This window comes from Bacillus sp. AY3-1 (assembly GCF_008368785.1).
Classification (GTDB): domain Bacteria; phylum Bacillota; class Bacilli; order Bacillales; family Bacillaceae_G; genus Bacillus_A; species Bacillus_A wiedmannii.
Genome location: NZ_QORZ01000007.1, coordinates 116,517 through 134,139 on the forward strand (window position 1 = coordinate 116,517; position 17,623 = coordinate 134,139).

At 34.8% G+C, this 17,623-nt stretch carries 20 protein-coding genes; 19 read left to right on the forward strand and 1 reads right to left on the reverse strand.

Features of this window, described 5'->3' with window-relative positions:
- Positions 1–38 precede the first annotated feature (38 nt).
- From DN389_RS04260 to DN389_RS04350, 19 genes are all read left to right on the forward strand, one after another.
- The gene (locus DN389_RS04260; protein WP_088092766.1) at positions 39–902 is read left to right on the forward strand and encodes a flagellar hook-associated protein 3; all 864 of its coding nucleotides are present in this window, start codon (positions 39–41) and stop codon (positions 900–902) included.
- 20 nt (positions 903–922) lie between these two features.
- Positions 923–2,332, forward strand: coding sequence for a flagellar hook-associated protein 2 (locus tag DN389_RS04265; protein WP_088092767.1), 1,410 nt, complete (start codon positions 923–925; stop codon positions 2,330–2,332).
- Between the two features lie 22 nt (positions 2,333–2,354).
- A complete protein-coding gene (locus tag DN389_RS04270) occupies positions 2,355–2,723 on the forward strand; it encodes a flagellar export chaperone FliS (protein WP_149236841.1) in 369 nt (122 codons plus the stop codon).
- Positions 2,713–2,985 carry a hypothetical protein gene (locus DN389_RS04275; RefSeq protein WP_001058080.1) on the forward strand — a complete coding sequence of 91 codons (273 nt, stop codon included), beginning with the start codon at positions 2,713–2,715 and terminating at the stop codon, positions 2,983–2,985. Before DN389_RS04270 ends, DN389_RS04275 begins: the two co-directional genes overlap by 11 nt.
- Before the next feature lie 369 nt (positions 2,986–3,354).
- Positions 3,355–3,762, forward strand: coding sequence for a flagellar basal body rod protein FlgB (gene flgB, locus DN389_RS04280; protein WP_060489728.1), 408 nt, complete (start codon positions 3,355–3,357; stop codon positions 3,760–3,762).
- Between the two features lie 20 nt (positions 3,763–3,782).
- A complete protein-coding gene (gene flgC / locus DN389_RS04285; RefSeq protein WP_060489730.1) occupies positions 3,783–4,196 on the forward strand; it encodes a flagellar basal body rod protein FlgC in 414 nt (137 codons plus the stop codon).
- Positions 4,197–4,212: 16 nt separating this feature from the next.
- Complete coding sequence (gene fliE, locus DN389_RS04290) at positions 4,213–4,512, forward strand: flagellar hook-basal body complex protein FliE (protein WP_000701677.1); 300 nt, start codon at positions 4,213–4,215, stop codon at positions 4,510–4,512.
- A gap of 22 nt (positions 4,513–4,534) precedes the next feature.
- A complete protein-coding gene (locus tag DN389_RS04295; RefSeq protein ID WP_060489734.1) occupies positions 4,535–6,109 on the forward strand; it encodes a flagellar M-ring protein FliF C-terminal domain-containing protein in 1,575 nt (524 codons plus the stop codon).
- 13 nt (positions 6,110–6,122) lie between these two features.
- Complete coding sequence (locus DN389_RS04300; protein WP_000883360.1) at positions 6,123–7,127, forward strand: flagellar motor switch protein FliG; 1,005 nt, start codon at positions 6,123–6,125, stop codon at positions 7,125–7,127.
- Positions 7,114–7,800 (forward strand): FliH/SctL family protein, encoded by a 687-nt coding sequence (locus DN389_RS04305; RefSeq protein WP_098191028.1) that lies wholly within the window; start codon positions 7,114–7,116, stop codon positions 7,798–7,800. Before DN389_RS04300 ends, DN389_RS04305 begins: the two co-directional genes overlap by 14 nt.
- Positions 7,797–9,101, forward strand: a complete 1,305-nt coding sequence (gene fliI / locus DN389_RS04310; RefSeq protein ID WP_149236842.1) for a flagellar protein export ATPase FliI — start codon at positions 7,797–7,799, stop codon at positions 9,099–9,101. Before DN389_RS04305 ends, fliI begins: the two co-directional genes overlap by 4 nt.
- Positions 9,102–9,217: 116 nt before the next feature.
- Positions 9,218–9,628, forward strand: coding sequence for a cytoplasmic protein (locus DN389_RS04315; RefSeq protein ID WP_098080157.1), 411 nt, complete (start codon positions 9,218–9,220; stop codon positions 9,626–9,628).
- Positions 9,629–9,638: 10 nt separating this feature from the next.
- Positions 9,639–10,754, forward strand: a complete 1,116-nt coding sequence (locus tag DN389_RS04320; RefSeq protein WP_149236843.1) for a flagellar hook-length control protein FliK — start codon at positions 9,639–9,641, stop codon at positions 10,752–10,754.
- 3 nt (positions 10,755–10,757) lie between these two features.
- Complete coding sequence (locus DN389_RS04325; RefSeq protein WP_001143481.1) at positions 10,758–11,330, forward strand: flagellar hook assembly protein FlgD; 573 nt, start codon at positions 10,758–10,760, stop codon at positions 11,328–11,330.
- A 21-nt stretch (positions 11,331–11,351) separates the two neighbouring features.
- A complete protein-coding gene (flgE, locus tag DN389_RS04330) occupies positions 11,352–12,665 on the forward strand; it encodes a flagellar hook protein FlgE (protein ID WP_048566835.1) in 1,314 nt (437 codons plus the stop codon).
- A gap of 49 nt (positions 12,666–12,714) precedes the next feature.
- Positions 12,715–13,053, forward strand: a complete 339-nt coding sequence (locus tag DN389_RS04335; RefSeq protein ID WP_000213334.1) for a DUF3964 family protein — start codon at positions 12,715–12,717, stop codon at positions 13,051–13,053.
- Between the two features lie 225 nt (positions 13,054–13,278).
- Positions 13,279–13,764 carry a hypothetical protein gene (locus DN389_RS04340; protein WP_000068318.1) on the forward strand — a complete coding sequence of 162 codons (486 nt, stop codon included), beginning with the start codon at positions 13,279–13,281 and terminating at the stop codon, positions 13,762–13,764.
- A 120-nt stretch (positions 13,765–13,884) separates the two neighbouring features.
- Positions 13,885–14,793 carry a chemotaxis protein gene (locus DN389_RS04345; protein WP_149236844.1) on the forward strand — a complete coding sequence of 303 codons (909 nt, stop codon included), beginning with the start codon at positions 13,885–13,887 and terminating at the stop codon, positions 14,791–14,793.
- A gap of 806 nt (positions 14,794–15,599) precedes the next feature.
- Entirely contained in the window at positions 15,600–16,547 is a 948-nt protein-coding gene (locus DN389_RS04350; RefSeq protein WP_149236874.1) for a DNA-binding domain-containing protein, read from the forward strand.
- Between the two features lie 95 nt (positions 16,548–16,642).
- Here the strand turns inward: DN389_RS04350 and DN389_RS04355 are convergent, their stop codons facing one another.
- A complete protein-coding gene (locus DN389_RS04355; protein ID WP_149236845.1) occupies positions 16,643–17,437 on the reverse strand; it encodes a flagellin N-terminal helical domain-containing protein in 795 nt (264 codons plus the stop codon).
- Between the last annotated feature and the right edge of the window lie 186 nt (positions 17,438–17,623).

The window sequence follows — 17,623 nt, forward strand, 5'->3', positions numbered from 1 at the left end:
ATAGTAATTGATTGGAAATATATAAGGAGGAGATAGAAATGAGAGTATCTACATTTCAAAATGCAAGCTGGGCAAAGAATCAGTTAATGGATTTGAATGTGCAACAACAATACCACCGAAATCAAGTAACTTCAGGGAAGAAAAACCTTTTTATGAGTGAAGATCCACTTGCGGCAAGTAAATCATTTGCGATTCAACATTCATTGGCGAATATTGAACAAATGCAAAAAGATTTAGCGGATTCGAAAAATGTATTAACACAAACTGAAAATACTTTACAAGGTGTTTTTAAATCTTTAACAAGAGCAGATCAATTAACAGTTCAGGCGTTAAATGGAACGAATAGTGAAAAAGAATTGAAGGCAATCGGTGCAGAGATAGATCAAATTTTAAAACAGGTCGTATATTTAGCAAATACGAAAGAGCAAGGTCGTTATATTTTCGGTGGTGATAGTGCAGAGAAGCCACCATTTACAGAAGATGGTACGTATCAAGGTGGAGAAAATGATGTGAACTGGCAACTAAATGACGGTTATGAATTAAAAGCATTTCGTAACGGTGAAGCGCTATTATCCCCTGTTATAAAAACGTTAAAACAGATGAGTGAAGCGATGCAAAAAGGTGACCAAAAAGCATTACAGCCTTTATTAGGAGAAAATAAGAAAAATTTAGATGGCATCATTAATCGTACAACTGAAGTTGGTTCGACAATGAACACAATGGAGACGTTTAAAACAATTTTAAGCGAGCAAAATTTAGCGCTTCAAGAAAACCGTAAAGAAATTGAAGATGTCGATTTAGCGGTTGCCATTTCTGATTTAGCGTATATAAACGCAACGTATGAAGCTACGTTAAAAGCAGTTAGTACGATGAGTAAAACGAGTATTTTAGACTACATGTAATCTATAAGGAGTGAGAAATTATGGCAGGAACATTAACGGGTATCGGTGGTAGACAACAAATATGGAACCTCGGAAATAATATGATCGATACATCTAACTTTGTAGAATTAGAAATGCAAGCGTTAGAAATGAGAAAGACGCCTTATGCTAATGAAAAAAACCAACTTTCACAAGATAAACTATTATATACAAGTTTAAAATCAGAATTTAGCTCTTTTGCGCAAACTTTTAAAAACTTAGCGGCTTTTAAAGGAAATGAGAAAAAGGTAACAACATCACAAGATGGTTATATTAATGTCAAAGCTGATGGTGGGGCTATTGCGGGAACTTTTAATATGACGATTACACAGCTTGCGCAGCGTCATCAAATAGCTTCTGATAAAATTGACGATATAGATGCAAAGCTTAATAGAGATGAAACATTAAAACTAGGTGGTAAAGAACTAAAAATAACATCTGATATGACATATAAAGATTTAATTAATAAAATTAATGATGGAGATTATGGTGTATCAGCTTATACACTTGGGAATAAAATTTTCATGACCTCAAAAAAAGAGGGAGAAGATGGAGTAATTAATTTTAAGGACAATACATCTACATTGTTTCAAGATATAGGATTAGCTAATAAGGATGGCGTAGCGGTTAATGTAATCAATAAAGCGCAAAATGCTGAATATACGATTAATGGTATTAAAGGCGATAGCTCTACCAATACGATTGAAGCCCTTCCCGGTGTGAAAATTGAATTATTAAAAGTAACTGAGCAAAAAGTAGAAGAAAAGCCAGTAGAAAACCCGGACGGAGAAAAAACAGAGGTTGATTCAAAGACAACAGAACCAAAAGCAAAAGGCATAGATCTAAAATTCACAGTAAATGACTCAAACGTAACAGACGCATCAAATGTTATTAAAAAGATGGTTGCGGATTATAATAAAGCTGTTTCTACAGTGGATATCTTTGCTGGAAAAGGTGGGGCTTTCCAAGGACAAGCTATTATGCAAAGTGTGCGTCAAGCTATGAACAATGTTGTAACATTTTCACAAGATGGCAATTACTTATTCTCATTTGGTATTCAATTAAAGCAAGATGGAACGATGGAAGTTAATGACGAAGCATTAACGAAAGCGTTAAAAGAAAAACCGGATGCAGCGAAGCAATTTTTCTTTAGTTCTAACGGTTTAGGAAAAATGATGGAAGAGCCACTTGATAAGTTATTTGGTGATAAAGGTGTAGTTGGAGAACGAGTAAAAAACATTGATTCACGTGTAAGTGATTTAGATAAAAAGATCAAAGATATTGAAACGCAAAACTTGCAAAAGCAAGATGAAATTGTGAAGAAGTATCAAAAGCTAGAGAGTACATTAGCAGCGCTTGATAGCCAATTAAAAACAATTAAAGCAATGACAAAACAAAAAAGTGATGATTAATGAAAGGTAAGGAAGTGATTGTATGCAAGCATGGCAACGTTATATGCAAAATGATATTATGACGAGTAATCCGATTAAAAATACAATTTTTATTTATGAAAGATGTATTGTAGAGTTTCGTAATTTAGAAGAACTGTTACATACTTTTAAGCTACAAGAAGGAGATGCACTTCTTGAAAAGTTAGAACGTATTTTTGAAGAATTAAAGCTTCAATTAAATCCTGAAATTACGAAAGATTTATATGATAGTTTATATGGCTTATACGATTGGATTAGCATTCAAATTCAAACGATGAAAGTAACACGTGAAGCAAAAGATATGGATACGATTGTGAAAGTGCTACAAGATTTAATAGACGGTTACCGCGGAGCACTTGAAAATGAACAATGATATTTATCGGACGTTTGTCGGCTGTTTTAATGAAATCGGTGAATTGCAAGTGTCGGATGGAGAGTTTGCTGAGAAGAGTGAAATGTTAAATCGCTGGATGATGACATTGGATGAGGAAACGCGTGCGCAAGTTGCAGCAGAAGTAAGTCCATTCATTATTAAGGCGGCACAGCATATTCGAGATAAGCAAAAGATTTTGGAAGAAATGATTATGACAAATGATGGGCGCATGAAAGCTAATTCATTTTACGGTAAATTTTAGTGATAGAGTTTAGAAACGGATTCCCCTTTTAAGAGGGGATCCATTCCTTTGTTTAAATAAAGACTTCCGCTGGTTGAGGTTTCATTTTATGACTGTAATGAAAAAATAGTAGTAATCTAAATAATGTGAAAATGAACTTTAGTTTGTAGATCATATATTGAAATGTTTCATAGATTATTGCGTGTATACAGTTTTTTTGTATTCTTTTTTATATTTTTGTATTTTTCTAAAGACAACAATGGAAAAATGGAATAAAATATGTAAGGGTACATGATTGTTAATATTTTAATAAACACATATAAGAAAATAAATAATGAAGTGAAACTTCCATCAGTGGATCATTAAGTTAAAAAAGAAAGGGTGTGGAATATGCCAGATTTAGTGAGTGATGTAGGCCATTATATGAATTATTTAGTGACGAAACGAAATACTGTTTCTAGTAATATTGCAAATGCGAATACACCTGGCTATAAAGCACAAGATGTAACATTTGCTGAGCAAATGAATAAAAGTAGTGCATTATATAAAAACAATGTTGCGGACTTAAAGAGCAATCCAGATTTATATCAAACGAATGAAATGCACTTACCGACAGTGAATGCGAAAAATACATATGCAAAGATGCAAACAAAATCAATGCAAACGAATAAAGATGGAAATAGTGTGGATGTAACGACAGAAATGCTAGATTTAATGAAAGCAAATCAGTTATACGGTATTTCAATTAACGCGATTAATACACAATATGCAATTAACCAAGCGGCACGCGGACGCTAAAAGTAGAAGGAGAGACAACGATGTTTCAGGCAATTAATGCAAGTGGCTCAGGGCTAACGACAGCGAGAAAGTGGATGGAAGTTACTTCTAACAATATTGTAAATGCAAATACAACGGCTGCTCCGGGGGCGAATTTATATGAGCGTCGTAGTGTAGTGCTAGAATCAAACAATAGTTTTGCAAATATGTTAGAGGGGTCTCCTACAAATGGAGTAAAAATAAAAAGTATTGAAGCAGATAAAACTGAAAACTTAGTGTATGATCCAACACATCCGCATGCAAATGAAGAAGGATATGTACGTTATCCAAATATTGATGTGACTGCTGAAATGACGAATGTAATGGTTGCTCAAAAAATGTACGAAGCGAATACAAGTGTATTAAATGCGAATAAAAAAATGCTGGATAAAGATTTAGAAATCGGCCGAGGATAAGGGGGAATATAGTAATATGAAAATCCAACCAATGTTAAATACACAGCCATTTGGCGCGATTCAGTCAATTGGTGCACCGAAAACTTCAGAAACACCTGTAGTCGAGGGGAAGAAGTTTATCGATTTATTGGAAGATATGAATCAAACGCAAAACAATGCGCAAACAGCGGTATATGATTTACTAACAAAAGGGGTAGGAGAAACACATGACGTTTTAATTCAGCAAAAGAAAGCTGAGTCTCAAATGAAAACGGCTGCTCTCGTACGTGATAATCTTATCGAAAATTATAAGTCACTAATTAATATGCAAATTTAGGAAAGTGGACGGGTGTGTTTAAATGGAAAAGATAAAAAATGTTATCCAATCATTAAAAACGTGGCATAAGTTAGTAATCGGTGCTGCGCTTTTAGCGATTGTAACAGGAGCACTTTTATACTTCACCTTGCCAGATAAATATGTTGTTGTATATCAAAATTTAAATGATACAGATAAGCAAGAGATTACAGCAGAATTATCGAAGTTAGGTGTCGATTATCAATTAGCGGCCGATGGTTCGATTCGTGTGCAAAAGAATGATGCTCCATGGGTTCGAAAAGAAATGAATGGGATGGGCTTACCATTTAATTCTAAAAGCGGTGAGGAAATTTTATTAGAAAGCTCGCTCGGTTCAAGTGAGCAAGATAAAAAAATGAAGCAAATTGTCGGTACGAAAAAGCAATTGGAGCAAGATATCGTAAGAAACTTTGCGACAGTTGAAACGGCAAATGTTCAAATTACATTACCTGAAAAAGAGACAATTTTTGATGAAGAAAAAGCAAAAGGAACAGCGGCAATTACTGTAGGTGTGAAACGTGGCCAATTATTAACTGCAGATCAGGTTGCGGGTATACAGCAAATGATTAGTGCAGCAGTTCCAGGTGTAAAAGCAGAAGAAGTAAGTGTGATTGATAGCAAAAAAGGTGTTATCTCAAAAGGAGCAGATGAAGCGCATTCTACTAGTTCCTCTTCTTATGAAAAAGAAGTAGAGATGCAGCAACAAATTGAAGGTAAATTAAAGCAAGATATTGATGCAACGTTAATGACGATGTTTAAACCGAATGAATATAAAGTGAATACGAAAGTGTCTGTAAACTATGATGAAGTTACACGCCAGTCAGAAAAATATGGTGATAAAGGTGTACTTCGTAGTAAACAAGAGCAAGAAGAAAGCTCTACTGCACAAGAAGGAGCAGAGGCGAAACAAGGCGCTGGTATTACAGCGAACGGTGAAGTACCAAATTACGGTACGAACAATAATCAAAATGGTAAAATCGTCTATGATAATAAAAATGGTAACAAAATTGAAAACTATGAAATAGATAAAACAGTTGAAACAATTAAGAAACACCCAGAATTAACGAAAACAAATGTTGTAGTATGGGTAGACAATGATACGTTAGTAAAACGAAAAATAGATATGACTACTTTCAAAGAAGCAATCGGCACAGCTGCTGGGCTTCAAGCTGATCCGAATGGAAACTTTACAAACGGTCAAGTTAACGTTGTAACTGTTCAGTTTGATCAGCCGAAAGAAGAGAAGAAGAAAGAACCAGAAGAAAGCGGTATAAACTGGTGGTTATTCGGTGGAATTCCAGCTGGTTTATTAGCGATTGGTGGTCTAGTATGGTTCTTATTAGCAAGACGTAAGAGAAAGAAAGAAGAAGAGGAATATGAAGAATACTTAGCAGAAGAGGAAATTGCTGCAAGTAATGAAAGTATTATGGAAATTCCTGAAGAAAAAATAGTACCAGAGCCAAAACCAGAACCAGAAGAACCGAAAGAACCAACGTTAGATGAACAAGTGCATGATGCTACGAAAGAACATGTAGAAGGAACTGCAAAAGTAATTAAAAAATGGTTAAATGGACAGTAAGGGAGGAACAACGATGTTAGATGAAATCTCCTCCAAAGAAAAAGCTGCCATCCTTATTCGTACATTAGAAGAAGGGGTGGCAGCAAAAGTCATTGAATATATGACGGCTGAGGAAAAAGAAGTATTACTTCGTGAAATCGCGAAGTTTCGTGTATATAAACCGGAAACGTTAGAAAATGTACTAGGGGAGTTCTTATATGAATTAAATGTAAAAGAATTAAACCTAGTGACTCCAGATAAAGAATATATTCGTCGCATATTTAAAAATATGCCAGAAGACGAACTAGAAAAATTATTGGAAGATCTTTGGTATAACAAAGATAATCCGTTTGAATTCTTAAATTCACTTGCAGATTTAGAACCACTTCTTACTGTACTTAATGATGAGTCGCCACAAACGATTGCGATTATCGCTTCTTATATTAAACCGCAGCTTGCTTCTCAATTAATTGAGAGATTACCAGATCATAAGCGAGTAGAAACGGTAATGGGGATTGCGAAGCTAGAGCAAGTTGATGGTGAATTAATAAATCAAATTGGTGATTTATTAAAATCAAAATTAAATAATATGGCATTTAATGCAATTAATAAAACGGATGGCTTGAAAACAATAGTAAACATTTTAAATAATGTTTCACGAGGTGTTGAAAAAACAGTCTTTCAAAAGCTGGATGAAATGGATTATGAGTTATCTGAGAAAATTAAAGAAAACATGTTTGTATTTGAAGACTTACTCGGACTTGAAGATCTTGCACTTCGTCGTGTATTAGAAGAAATTACAGATAACGGTGTTATTGCGAAAGCACTTAAAATTGCAAAAGAAGAAATTAAAGAGAAATTATTTACATGTATGTCTTCAAACCGTAAAGAGATGATTCTAGAAGAATTAGATGGCTTAGGACCGCTTAAGATGACGGATGCTGAAAAGGCACAGCAAACGATTACAGGCACAGTGAAAAAGCTAGAGAAGGAAGGAAGAATTATCGTTCAAAGAGGTGAAGATGATGTCCTTATTTAAAAACAGAATTCCGAAGAATTCTGTTTCTTTTTCTGAAGAAACGTATGAATTACAATTTCCAAAACCAATACCAGTTCAAGTAGAAGAAGAAATACAGGTGGACCATGAAGAGCTTCTTGCACAGCAACAAACATTACATACTGAACTGAATCAACTAAGGCAAGAACAACAAATGTTAGAACGAGAGCGTCAACAGCTATTGCAAGATAAAGAACAATTTCAAATGCATATTCATGAACAAATGGAACAGATGGAAGCAGCACGTATGCAGTTTCAAAAAGAACAACAAGAAACAGCATATGAATGGACAGAGTTATTATGGGATCAATCTTTTCAACTAGCAGAAAAAATCGTGAATCAAGCGGTAGATTCACGATTGCTTGATGTGTTACCCATTTTAACTGGTATCGTTCAAACGTTGCCTACTTCGTTTGAAAAATTAATCATTACCGTACACCCAGAAACATTTGAACGAATTCAAGAAGAGAAGGAAAATACGAAAGAGTATTGGTTACTACAATTAGTAGAATGGAAATATGATTTCTCCTTACAGTTCGGTGAATTTGTTCTAGAAGAAGAGAAAGAGTTCTTTGAATTTAAATTTGCACCTATATTTGCGAAACTTCGCCAGAAATGGGAAGAAGAGAAGTTATTTGAGGAGCAAAATGTATGAATAACAAGCTCATGAACGAACATAGTAAATGGAATACGTTTATTGAAACCCCGTTTTATACGAAAGTCGGTAAAGTTCATAGTGTACAAGAACAGTTTTTCGTAGCGAAAGGGCCAAAGGCGAAAATTGGAGATGTTTGTTTCGTTGGGGAACATAATGTTTTATGTGAAGTGATTGCGATTGAAAAAGAAAACAATATGCTACTTCCATTTGAACAAACAGAAAAAGTATGTTATGGAGATTCAGTTACATTAGTTGCAGAAGATGTTGTTGTACCTCGTGGTAATCATTTACTCGGAAAAGTGTTAAGTGCAAACGGCGAAGTACTAAATGAGGATGCAGAGAATATTCCATTACAAAAAATAAAACTAGATGCCCCGCCTATTCATGCATTTGAACGTGAAGAAATTACAGATGTATTTGAAACGGGAATCAAATCGATTGATTCTATGCTAACAATTGGCATCGGTCAAAAGATTGGTATTTTTGCAGGTTCTGGTGTTGGTAAATCTACTTTACTCGGAATGATTGCAAAAAATGCAAAAGCTGACATAAATGTTATTAGTTTAGTAGGAGAACGTGGCCGGGAAGTAAAAGACTTTATTCGAAAAGAATTAGGTGAAGAAGGAATGCGAAAAAGCGTCGTTGTTGTAGCGACGTCAGATGAAAGTCACCTAATGCAACTTCGTGCAGCGAAGCTTGCGACATCTATTGCTGAATATTTCCGTGATCAAGGTAATAATGTACTACTTATGATGGACTCTGTTACTCGTTTTGCTGATGCGCGTAGAAGTGTTGATATTGCCGTTAAAGAGTTGCCAATCGGTGGTAAAACACTCTTAATGGAAAGTTATATGAAGAAGCTGTTAGAGCGCTCTGGGAAAACACAAAAGGGATCCATAACAGGTATTTATACCGTACTCGTTGATGGAGACGATTTAAACGGCCCTGTACCAGATTTAGCGCGTGGTATTTTAGATGGACATATTGTATTAAAACGTGAGCTTGCAACACTTAGTCATTACCCTGCTATTTCAGTGCTAGACTCAGTGAGTAGGATTATGGAAGAAATCGTTTCGCCAACTCATTGGCAACTTGCAAATGAAATGAGAAAAATCTTATCTGTTTATAAAGAAAATGAATTGTATTTTAAATTAGGGACGATTCAAGAAAATGCAGAAAATGCTTATATTTTTGAATGTAAAAACAAAGTAGAAGGTATAAATACGTTTTTAAAACAAGGTCGATCTGATAGTTTCCAATTTGATGATATTGTTGAAGCGATGCACCATACAGTATAAGACCTCTGCCCAAGAGGTCTTATTTTTTTGTTTTTTAATATTTCACAGATTTTTTTGGAAAAAAACTATATAATAGAAAAAGAGAGCGTTATAATAGGAAGGGGCTATGAAAACAGGTGGATAAGCAGCAGTACGACACGATAAAATTGCAAATAAATCAAGAAAAAGAACAGATTTTGAAAGAAGTGTATGAATTAACAGGTGAAAAAAGAAAAATAGAACAAAAAAAAGAATATGATTTATATGTAGTAAAATCGCGTAGTAAAGTCGTACAAACTGGGCAGCGTATAATGGCCGGTATGCTTTCGTCACATACGTTTTCACCTGAAAGAATAGAAGAATGGAATCGGAAAATTAAAAAAACGGAAGATTTTATTCAAAAAAATGAAAGCCTTTTAGAACAGGTAAAAGAAAAAGAACGTGTCATTGATGAGATGTATCAAGAAGGTTGTAGAAAGCTTGCTAAAGTACGAGAAAAGCAGGAAGAAAAAATGCTTCTTGATTTGAAAATGTGTATGAATGGATGAGGTGAATATAGTGATACAGTCTGTATTACCGGTGCAACAAAGTTTACCTCCGCAAAAAGAAAAAGGGCTAGAAGTACAATCAAAAAGTGAAGATTCTTCATTCGATCGTACGATGAGAATGGAAAATAAAAAGCAGCCGAAAACGGAGAAAATGAAACGAGAAGAAGCACCAAAAGAAGAAAAAAAAGAATATATTCTTTCTAAACAATCCGTAACGAAAGAAGAGCCAATTGTAAAGAAAGAAGAAAAAAAAGAGACAGAACAGTTGTTATTAGCTGTATCTGAGCAAATGGTTGCAATTGAGCAATTACGTGTGCAACCGGAATTGTTATATCAATACATACAAAAAATACAAGAGCTATATAAAGAATATGGGAATATAAAACTTAACGAATTACCCGCCAATGAATTACAACAGTTGCAAGAACTTCTTTCAAATATGAATATCAAAAATGCTATATGTTTAGAAGATACAATGCAAATGGTATTAGATAAAGTGACGATGCCGGAGCAAACGATGCAAGCATTAAAAATTGTAGAAACAGAAACTTGTAATATTGCAAAGAAACAAGAAGATTCCAAAGGCTTAGATGTAGATCTTCCAAAAGCTGAGGGCGATGATGTAAAGATAGAGTTGCCTGAAGGTGATGTGTTAAACGATTCGAGTTCAACGGGTGCGGAGTTATTAAATAAAGCAACGGGTACGGATCAAATAGGAAAATCAAATAGTGGCGCTGAGAAAGTTACGTTACCTGACTTAGGAAAGAAAATGGAAGCACAAGTAGAAGCGTTGCAAAAATTTGTAGTGAAACAAGAGCGTGTTTTATTTCAGTTAAATCCAGAAAAACTTGGTACATTAACGGTGTTTATGAAAAAACATGGAGATCAAATTGATGTTCACGTAGAAATGGAAAAACATGATGCGAAAAAACGTGTTGAAATCATTTTTGATGAATTGAGACTGAAGTTAAAAGAAAAAGAAATCAATATTCAAATTAGCTATTCAGATAAAGATGAAAATCGAAAAGAACAGCGAGAACAAGAGCAAAGACAAAAACAAAAATTAGCAAGTACGAAACATGAAAAACAACATTCAAAAGAATTTGCGGGATTATTGGAGGAATAAAGTGTGCCAACAGTTGGATTAAATACAACGAGTACAAATCATATTCCGTTACAAGCAGGAGCACAAACAAAAAACGCATCTGTTACTGGTGCACAGTCGACAGCTCAACAAGCAAACGGAGTATCAGCAAGTACTCAAAAAACACCCGGTATTATGGATAAAGATGATTTCCTGAAACTTTTCTTAGCAAGCTTTCAACATCAAGACCCGTTTAATGCGATGGATATGAACCAAATGATGAACCAAACAGCACAGCTATCGCTTATGGAGCAAGTACAGAATATGACGAAAGCAGTAGATAAACTGCAATCAACGATGTATTCGACGGCTCTTGATGGAGGGATGAAGTTTTTAGGAAAGTACGTTAGAGGTGTAAGCAATAATGGAAAGCAAGTGACTGGTCAAGTGGAAACAGTTCGGCTTGCTGAAAATAACGATGTGCAACTTATTGTTGATAATCAAGTTGTCTCACTTCGTTTCATAGAAAGGGTTTCTGATAAACCGATAACAGAAACTAATCCGGAAGATGAGAAGAAAGATGATATAGAAAAAAATGAAGAGGTTAAGCCAGATTAATAAAAGGAGTGTACAAAGGTTATGATTAAAGCGTTATATACAAGTATTACAGGGATGAATGCAGCACAAAATGCATTAAGTGTTACTTCAAATAATATTGCAAATGCACAAACAGTTGGATATAAAAAGCAAAAGGCTATATTTGATGATTTGCTATATAATAATACGGTTGGTTCACGTGGTGATGGTGCTTATGCTGGTACGAATCCAAAGAGTATTGGTAACGGTGTAAAGTTCAGTGGGACATCAACAGATTTTAGTGATGGCTCTATTACTTTAACTAGTGATAAGATGGAGACAGCGATAGAAGGAAACGGTTTGTTTTTAGTTGGTGATCGTAATGCTGGAAATGTAGAGTATACGAGAAAAGGGTCTTTTGGTGTATCGAAAGATAGCTATGTTACAAATACAGGTGGACAGTATGTACTAGGTTATGGTGTAAAAACAGGAACACAAGAAGTAGATTTTTCTTCACGACCAAGCCCAATTCATATTCCAATGGGATCAGCTGTTGGTGGGATTCAAACAGATAAAGCGACAATAGGCGGAAACCTTCCTAGAAACCAAAATGCATTATCTCACGAATTCACAGTTTTTGATGCGGAAGGGAACTCGTTAACGTTACGTGTAAATATTAAACAAAAGACTACAAAAGAGACTGTAGATGGTAAAGAAGTTGAAAAGCCAGTGCCAGGCGAATATACATATTCAGTTTCTGTAAGAAATGATTCTAAAAACGAAAAAGAATTTAAGCCTATTGAAGGTATGCCGGACAACAAACCGCTTATATTTGATACATTAGGAAATTTAAAGCAAACAGATGAACCTGTACAAAAAGATCCAGTAACTGGCGAAATTACTAAAGGTGGATCTGTTCAAATTCCTTTTGGTGGTGGTCTAACACTTGATTTAAGCGGATTAACAAATTATCCGACAGGGAAAACTATTTCTACCACAGAAGTAACGGGGCGTCCAGCTGCAATTGCAAATGACTATTCTATTTCTGACGGTGGTTTCGTTATGATGAAATATTCAGATGGTAGTATGAAAGTTGTAGGACAACTAGCTGTAGCTACATTCCCGAATTCAGGTGGATTAATGAAAACAGGGAATGGAAATTACGTTGCGACACCATCAGCGGGTATTCCAGGAATAGGTGTTGCTGGTGAGAATGGTGCAGGTAATGTACGAGGGTCAGCAAAAGAAAGTTCAAACGTAGATTTATCTGTAGAATTCGTTGATTTAATGCTTTATCAACGCGGCTTCCAAGGAAATGCGAAAGTAATTAAAGTGTCAGATGAAGTATTAAATGAAGTTGTAAACTTAATTCGATAATATATAATAAAGAAAAATTGTAATGTAGTAGAAAGGGTTTTTTATTCGTATGACGACAAGACAAGAGCGAATTTTACAATTGCCTTTTTTCGAAAATAAACGTGAACTTGCTGAGCAAGTGTTAAAAATGGAACGAGAAGAGCATATATATTTACCTGATCAATTTGAAATTAAGCAAGTACCTGCATATTCATTTGGTGAAAAGCAATCAATCATTGGCCGTATTCATGAGTTTTATTTCGTAAGTGTTGGTAGCGAGGGAGAATGGAAGTATCAACTGTTTAAGGACGAGATGAAGTGCCGTGAGTTTTTTATTACACTATCAGGGATAACGGATCAGCAGATTGCATTTTGGTTCAATAACATCGAGTTATTGAAAAGCTCTTAAAAAGCTTTTAAAAGCCCTTTGTTAGGTTTTGAGAGAGAGGATCTGGCGGTTAGTGCTTATGTGGGTGCTTGACCGTTGTTTAAGACCAGAGATATGGAGAGTTACTAGGTTAGTTTAAGATTTAAGCGAAGTTTAGTATGAATAATACCTGCGGTCTTAGCGTGTTAGATGGACTAATAAGTTTATTTGTGACGATAGATTTCTATAAAAGGAGAGGTGAGGAGGATGGCGCAGAATAAGTATCGCGTTACATTCATTTCGCCGAGTGAGGTTGAGCAGCGGACTGTAATGGCGGCGAGTAGTTTGCCAGATTTAATTCGTAAAGTAGAGAGTATTATTGCAGATCCGAACGGTTACTTTGTAAATGATAAAAAAAATAATTGCTATTTTAAAGTGATTAAAGAAAATGTTACGTTTATTCAATATGAGTTACTATTTTCGGATAAGGAAATTCATATTGAAAAATTAAAACATATAGCACCAGCTATATTGAAACAATTATTTAAAAAAATAAATGATCCAGAATTATATGCGCTTGCGCTACTTGATGTTGATATAGCGACGAAAGAATATGTGCTAGAAGAGATGGATTCGGAGCTAAGAATAAGAGTAGAAACGGAGCTTTCAAAAAAGTGGGAAGCAATGCCGACAGAAATTGTAGGAGCACAAGAAGTGTTATTAGAGGCACTTGCTTCGTTTATACAAGATTAAGCGTCTTTTAAAATAAATCGTTCGACTATCTATATTTTTTATATAGGTAGTTGACTTTTTCGGTTTAATAAAGCTTAATAATTAGATATACGGAATTAATGGAAGGGGAGCGACACCTTTATGTCACAAGCACAAAGTATTTTATTAGAAAGCGGAACAAATGAATTAGAGATTGTTACATATACTGTCGGTGAAAACCTATTTAGTATTAATGTAATGAAAGTACGTGAAATCATTAATCCATTCCCTGTTACAACTGTGCCAGAATCTCATCATGCAGTTGAAGGTGTTGTTCAAGTACGTGGTGAAATTTTACCTGTAATTAACTTAGCGACAGCTCTTAATTTAAAATCGACAAAGCCACTTGATCAAACGAAATTTATTATCTCTGAATTAAATCAAATGAAAGTTATTTTCCGCGTTGATGAAGTGCATCGTATTCAACGTATTTCGTGGGAACAAATTGATGAACCAGCTTCATTGTCTATGGGACTAGAAGAAACGACATCTGGTATTGTAAAGCTAGATGGACAAATCATTTTGCTATTAGATTATGAAAAAATTGTATGCGAAATTAGCGGTACTGGTTATGATAATAAATCGCTTGCAGGGTTAGAACAAAAAACAGATCGAGCTGAAAAAGTTATTTATATTGCAGAGGATTCAGCAATGCTTCGCCAAATATTAGAAGAAACATTATCAACAGCTGGATATACGAAAATGAATTTCTTCAGCAATGGTGCAGAAGCGTTAGCACAAATTGAAAAATTAGCGAAAGAGCAAGGGGAAAAAATGTTTGAACATATTCACTTGCTAATTACTGATATTGAAATGCCGAAAATGGACGGACACCATTTAACGAAAGTGGTTAAAGATAGTGAAGTAATGAATCGTTTACCGGTCATTATTTTCTCTTCATTAATTACAAATGAATTATTCCATAAAGGCGAAGCTGTAGGGGCAAATGCTCAAGTAAGTAAGCCAGATATTCAAGAGTTAATTGGTTTAGTTGATAAGTTAGTGCTGTAAAAAACGTTTTGAAAAGCTTTTTTTAGCTGGAATAGAAGCTCTAACCATGCGTAGAGCGGTCAGTGCCTAATAGAGCCCTATGCGATGTTGAGATCAGAGATATGAAGCCGTTTTGGGTAAATGTAGGAAGTGGCATACCGAGAGGGTTTGAGAAGAACCGGTGTACAGTTGCATTCTATTTATCAAGAATAGAGTAGCTAGCCATGCGTGGTGGCGGTCAGTGCCTAATAGAGCCCCATGCGATGTGAGACCAGATATATGGAGTGGTTTTAAGGTCAGTAGAAGAAAAGAGCCTTTAATTGAGGGTTTGAAGAACTGATATACAACTCTATTTTTTTAGTAGGGAGGAGGGAACTAGCCACGTGTAAGTAGTACTGGCTAGTTCCTTTTTTGCATTCTATACTCTATTGTACAGGTAGAAAGATTAAACATTTCTGGAGTGTTTGTGGCTGTATGAAGAGTCTCTACTTCGAGATTTTCAATTCGTTTAATGAATATGTAGGGGGCTGGTTTATTTGAAGATATAAGAGAGCGTATTTTTGGATTATGCTAGTAGGGTTGCGTAGTAACGCAAACTTTTTCGGTGAAAATATATCTGAAATACCATATAATATAATTAATATGTAATTATACATATTAATTAAAAATAATTTTTCTATTTCTATACTTTCTATACATTTTTGTATGTTTAATATTTGACAGATAATTTCGAAATGTTATAATATGGATATGAAAAAATGCTATTTTCTAAAAAGACATGGGAGTCAGATGAGAATTGTGAAAGGATGAGGGGAGTGGCACAGATTATGTATCACCACACAGCAATCAATGTATTAAATCTTTTACAAAACATGTCAAATAATAAAATGAACGATGTGCAACTAGAAGAGGAATTTAAAAAAATAGAGAAACAATTCCGAGTAGAGTATGAAGAATTAGTTGATTTATATAATAGAATGGTATTATTTCAAATAGACATCGAAAAAAATGGCGGGATGCGGGCTTATGAAAAGTCTACAATTACATGGCTGAAGTCTGAGCTAGAGTTACTGTATGAAGTGTATCAATTTTCCCAACGTCACGGTTTAAACATTATTAATATTTCAAAATACGTTAGTAAAAAAGAACTAAATCTTTTTCCAAAAACAGCAAGTCAATTACAAAATACGTATTACAAATTAAAAAAATGTGAAATACCGTTTGAAAATATTGAAAAACAAAAACCAGGACGAAAGCGAAAATATACACCTGTAAAAGAACCAATTGTTGAAATAAAAAAAGAAAACAAACAAGAATTTAGAAATGAAGTTCCAAATACAGAGAACGAAAAAAGCCTTGTAACAGTTATATCTGGTATTGTTGATAATTTTGAAACGATTAGCCAGTGTAGTGAAAGAAAAGAGTATGAACTACATCAGTTCATGGAAGGAATCTATAAGCTTTCTAGCATGGCTGCAGAGCGTTCAAAAGATGAAAAGAATGCTCGAGGACTCGAAGGCGAATTACATGTATTACGAGCTGAAAATGAAAGACTAAAGCGAGAAAAGGAAGAGCTTGTTCATGATATAAAAGAAATGACGCATCATTTAATTCATTTCATTACGAGCTCTGATATTGATCAAATTCGCACATTGCCTTTCTTCGTAAAAGAATGTAAACAAGATTTGCATAAATTAGGGTTATATAACGCACAAGACGGTAAAATGAAAATTATGGTTGATCGTAGTGGACAGGTTATGACTGTAACGCAGTAATAAAATTTGGGTACAAAATAAAAGGGAGATACATAGTTTATATGTATTTCCCTTTTGTTTTGTATGGAATCGTTTCATAGAAGGAAGATGATTTTTTAAGATTGTAGTAACTTGGAAACCATTTGCGGTATTTGATTTGCTTGTGAAACCATACTAAGTGCAACTTCAGTTAACAATTTAAACTTTAAAAAATCGCTCATTTCCTGCGCCATATCCGCATCTTCAATTCGAGATACAGCATCTGTTAGGGCCATACTTTGGCTATTTAAATTTTCAATATTAAACTGTAAACGATTCATCATAGCCCCAAGATCAGCACGATGAAGTGATACATTTTGTAAAGCCTCTTCAATTTTACGAATTGCAGCTCTTGCTTCTTGTTCTGTTGAAATCTTGATGTCATGTTGAGTAGGGGGAATATGTTTCGTCATATTTACTGTATGACCAATATCATCTAACGTAACAGGACGGTTTTGGCCGTCGAACACGGATAAATCATTAAACTCAGTCGTCTCACCAATATAGCCAATTTGTTCTGTTAAAGATTGAAACTCTTTATTCAGTGAATCACGGTTTTTATTTGAATTTGTACCATTTGCAGATTGAACAGCTAAATCACGCATACGTTGCAAAACATTCTTTACAGTTTGAAGGGCAGCTTCTGCCGTGCGAAGCATCGATATCGCATCCTCATTATTACGAATCGCCACACGCATACCACTTGCTTTCGCATGCATACGAGTCACAATCGCAATATTAGCTGGATTATCAGAAGCATGGTTTAACTTCTTGCCAGTAGCCAGATGCTCCATTGCAACATTCATACGTTTTTCATTCTCATATAGCGATTGCCTAGCATTTACACTTAAAACATTCGTACCAATACGCATAATAGACACTCCTTATAGATTGATATAATCATTATTCAAAAGCTAATAAACGGCTATGAAAAGAAAAAGGGACTTATGCTCATTTCCTGCCTGTGTTTTAACGTGGGAAGGGGGAGAATTAGGCACTGACTGCTTCTACACTTCGCTGATGCTCTTTTTCACCTAAAAAAAGAAAGGTTTTACAAA

Excerpts from the sequence above, each read along its gene's own strand:
- fliE (WP_000701677.1), top strand. The coding sequence starts at position 4,213 with ATGAAAATCCAACCAATGTTAAATACACAGCCATTTGGCGCGATTCAG.
- DN389_RS04270 (WP_149236841.1), top strand. The coding sequence starts at position 2,355 with ATGCAAGCATGGCAACGTTATATGCAAAATGATATTATGACGAGTAAT.
- flgE (WP_048566835.1), top strand. The coding sequence starts at position 11,352 with ATGATTAAAGCGTTATATACAAGTATTACAGGGATGAATGCAGCACAA.
- DN389_RS04275 (WP_001058080.1), top strand. The coding sequence starts at position 2,713 with ATGAACAATGATATTTATCGGACGTTTGTCGGCTGTTTTAATGAAATC.
- DN389_RS04335 (WP_000213334.1), top strand. The coding sequence starts at position 12,715 with ATGACGACAAGACAAGAGCGAATTTTACAATTGCCTTTTTTCGAAAAT.
- DN389_RS04340 (WP_000068318.1), top strand. The coding sequence starts at position 13,279 with ATGGCGCAGAATAAGTATCGCGTTACATTCATTTCGCCGAGTGAGGTT.
- DN389_RS04305 (WP_098191028.1), top strand. The coding sequence starts at position 7,114 with ATGTCCTTATTTAAAAACAGAATTCCGAAGAATTCTGTTTCTTTTTCT.
- DN389_RS04300 (WP_000883360.1), top strand. The coding sequence starts at position 6,123 with ATGTTAGATGAAATCTCCTCCAAAGAAAAAGCTGCCATCCTTATTCGT.
- DN389_RS04265 (WP_088092767.1), top strand. The coding sequence starts at position 923 with ATGGCAGGAACATTAACGGGTATCGGTGGTAGACAACAAATATGGAAC.
- flgB (WP_060489728.1), top strand. The coding sequence starts at position 3,355 with ATGCCAGATTTAGTGAGTGATGTAGGCCATTATATGAATTATTTAGTG.
- DN389_RS04260 (WP_088092766.1), top strand. The coding sequence starts at position 39 with ATGAGAGTATCTACATTTCAAAATGCAAGCTGGGCAAAGAATCAGTTA.
- DN389_RS04350 (WP_149236874.1), top strand. The coding sequence starts at position 15,600 with ATGTATCACCACACAGCAATCAATGTATTAAATCTTTTACAAAACATG.
- fliI (WP_149236842.1), top strand. The coding sequence starts at position 7,797 with ATGAATAACAAGCTCATGAACGAACATAGTAAATGGAATACGTTTATT.
- DN389_RS04355 (WP_149236845.1), bottom strand. The coding sequence starts at position 17,437 with ATGCGTATTGGTACGAATGTTTTAAGTGTAAATGCTAGGCAATCGCTA.
- DN389_RS04295 (WP_060489734.1), top strand. The coding sequence starts at position 4,535 with ATGGAAAAGATAAAAAATGTTATCCAATCATTAAAAACGTGGCATAAG.
- flgC (WP_060489730.1), top strand. The coding sequence starts at position 3,783 with ATGTTTCAGGCAATTAATGCAAGTGGCTCAGGGCTAACGACAGCGAGA.
- DN389_RS04345 (WP_149236844.1), top strand. The coding sequence starts at position 13,885 with ATGTCACAAGCACAAAGTATTTTATTAGAAAGCGGAACAAATGAATTA.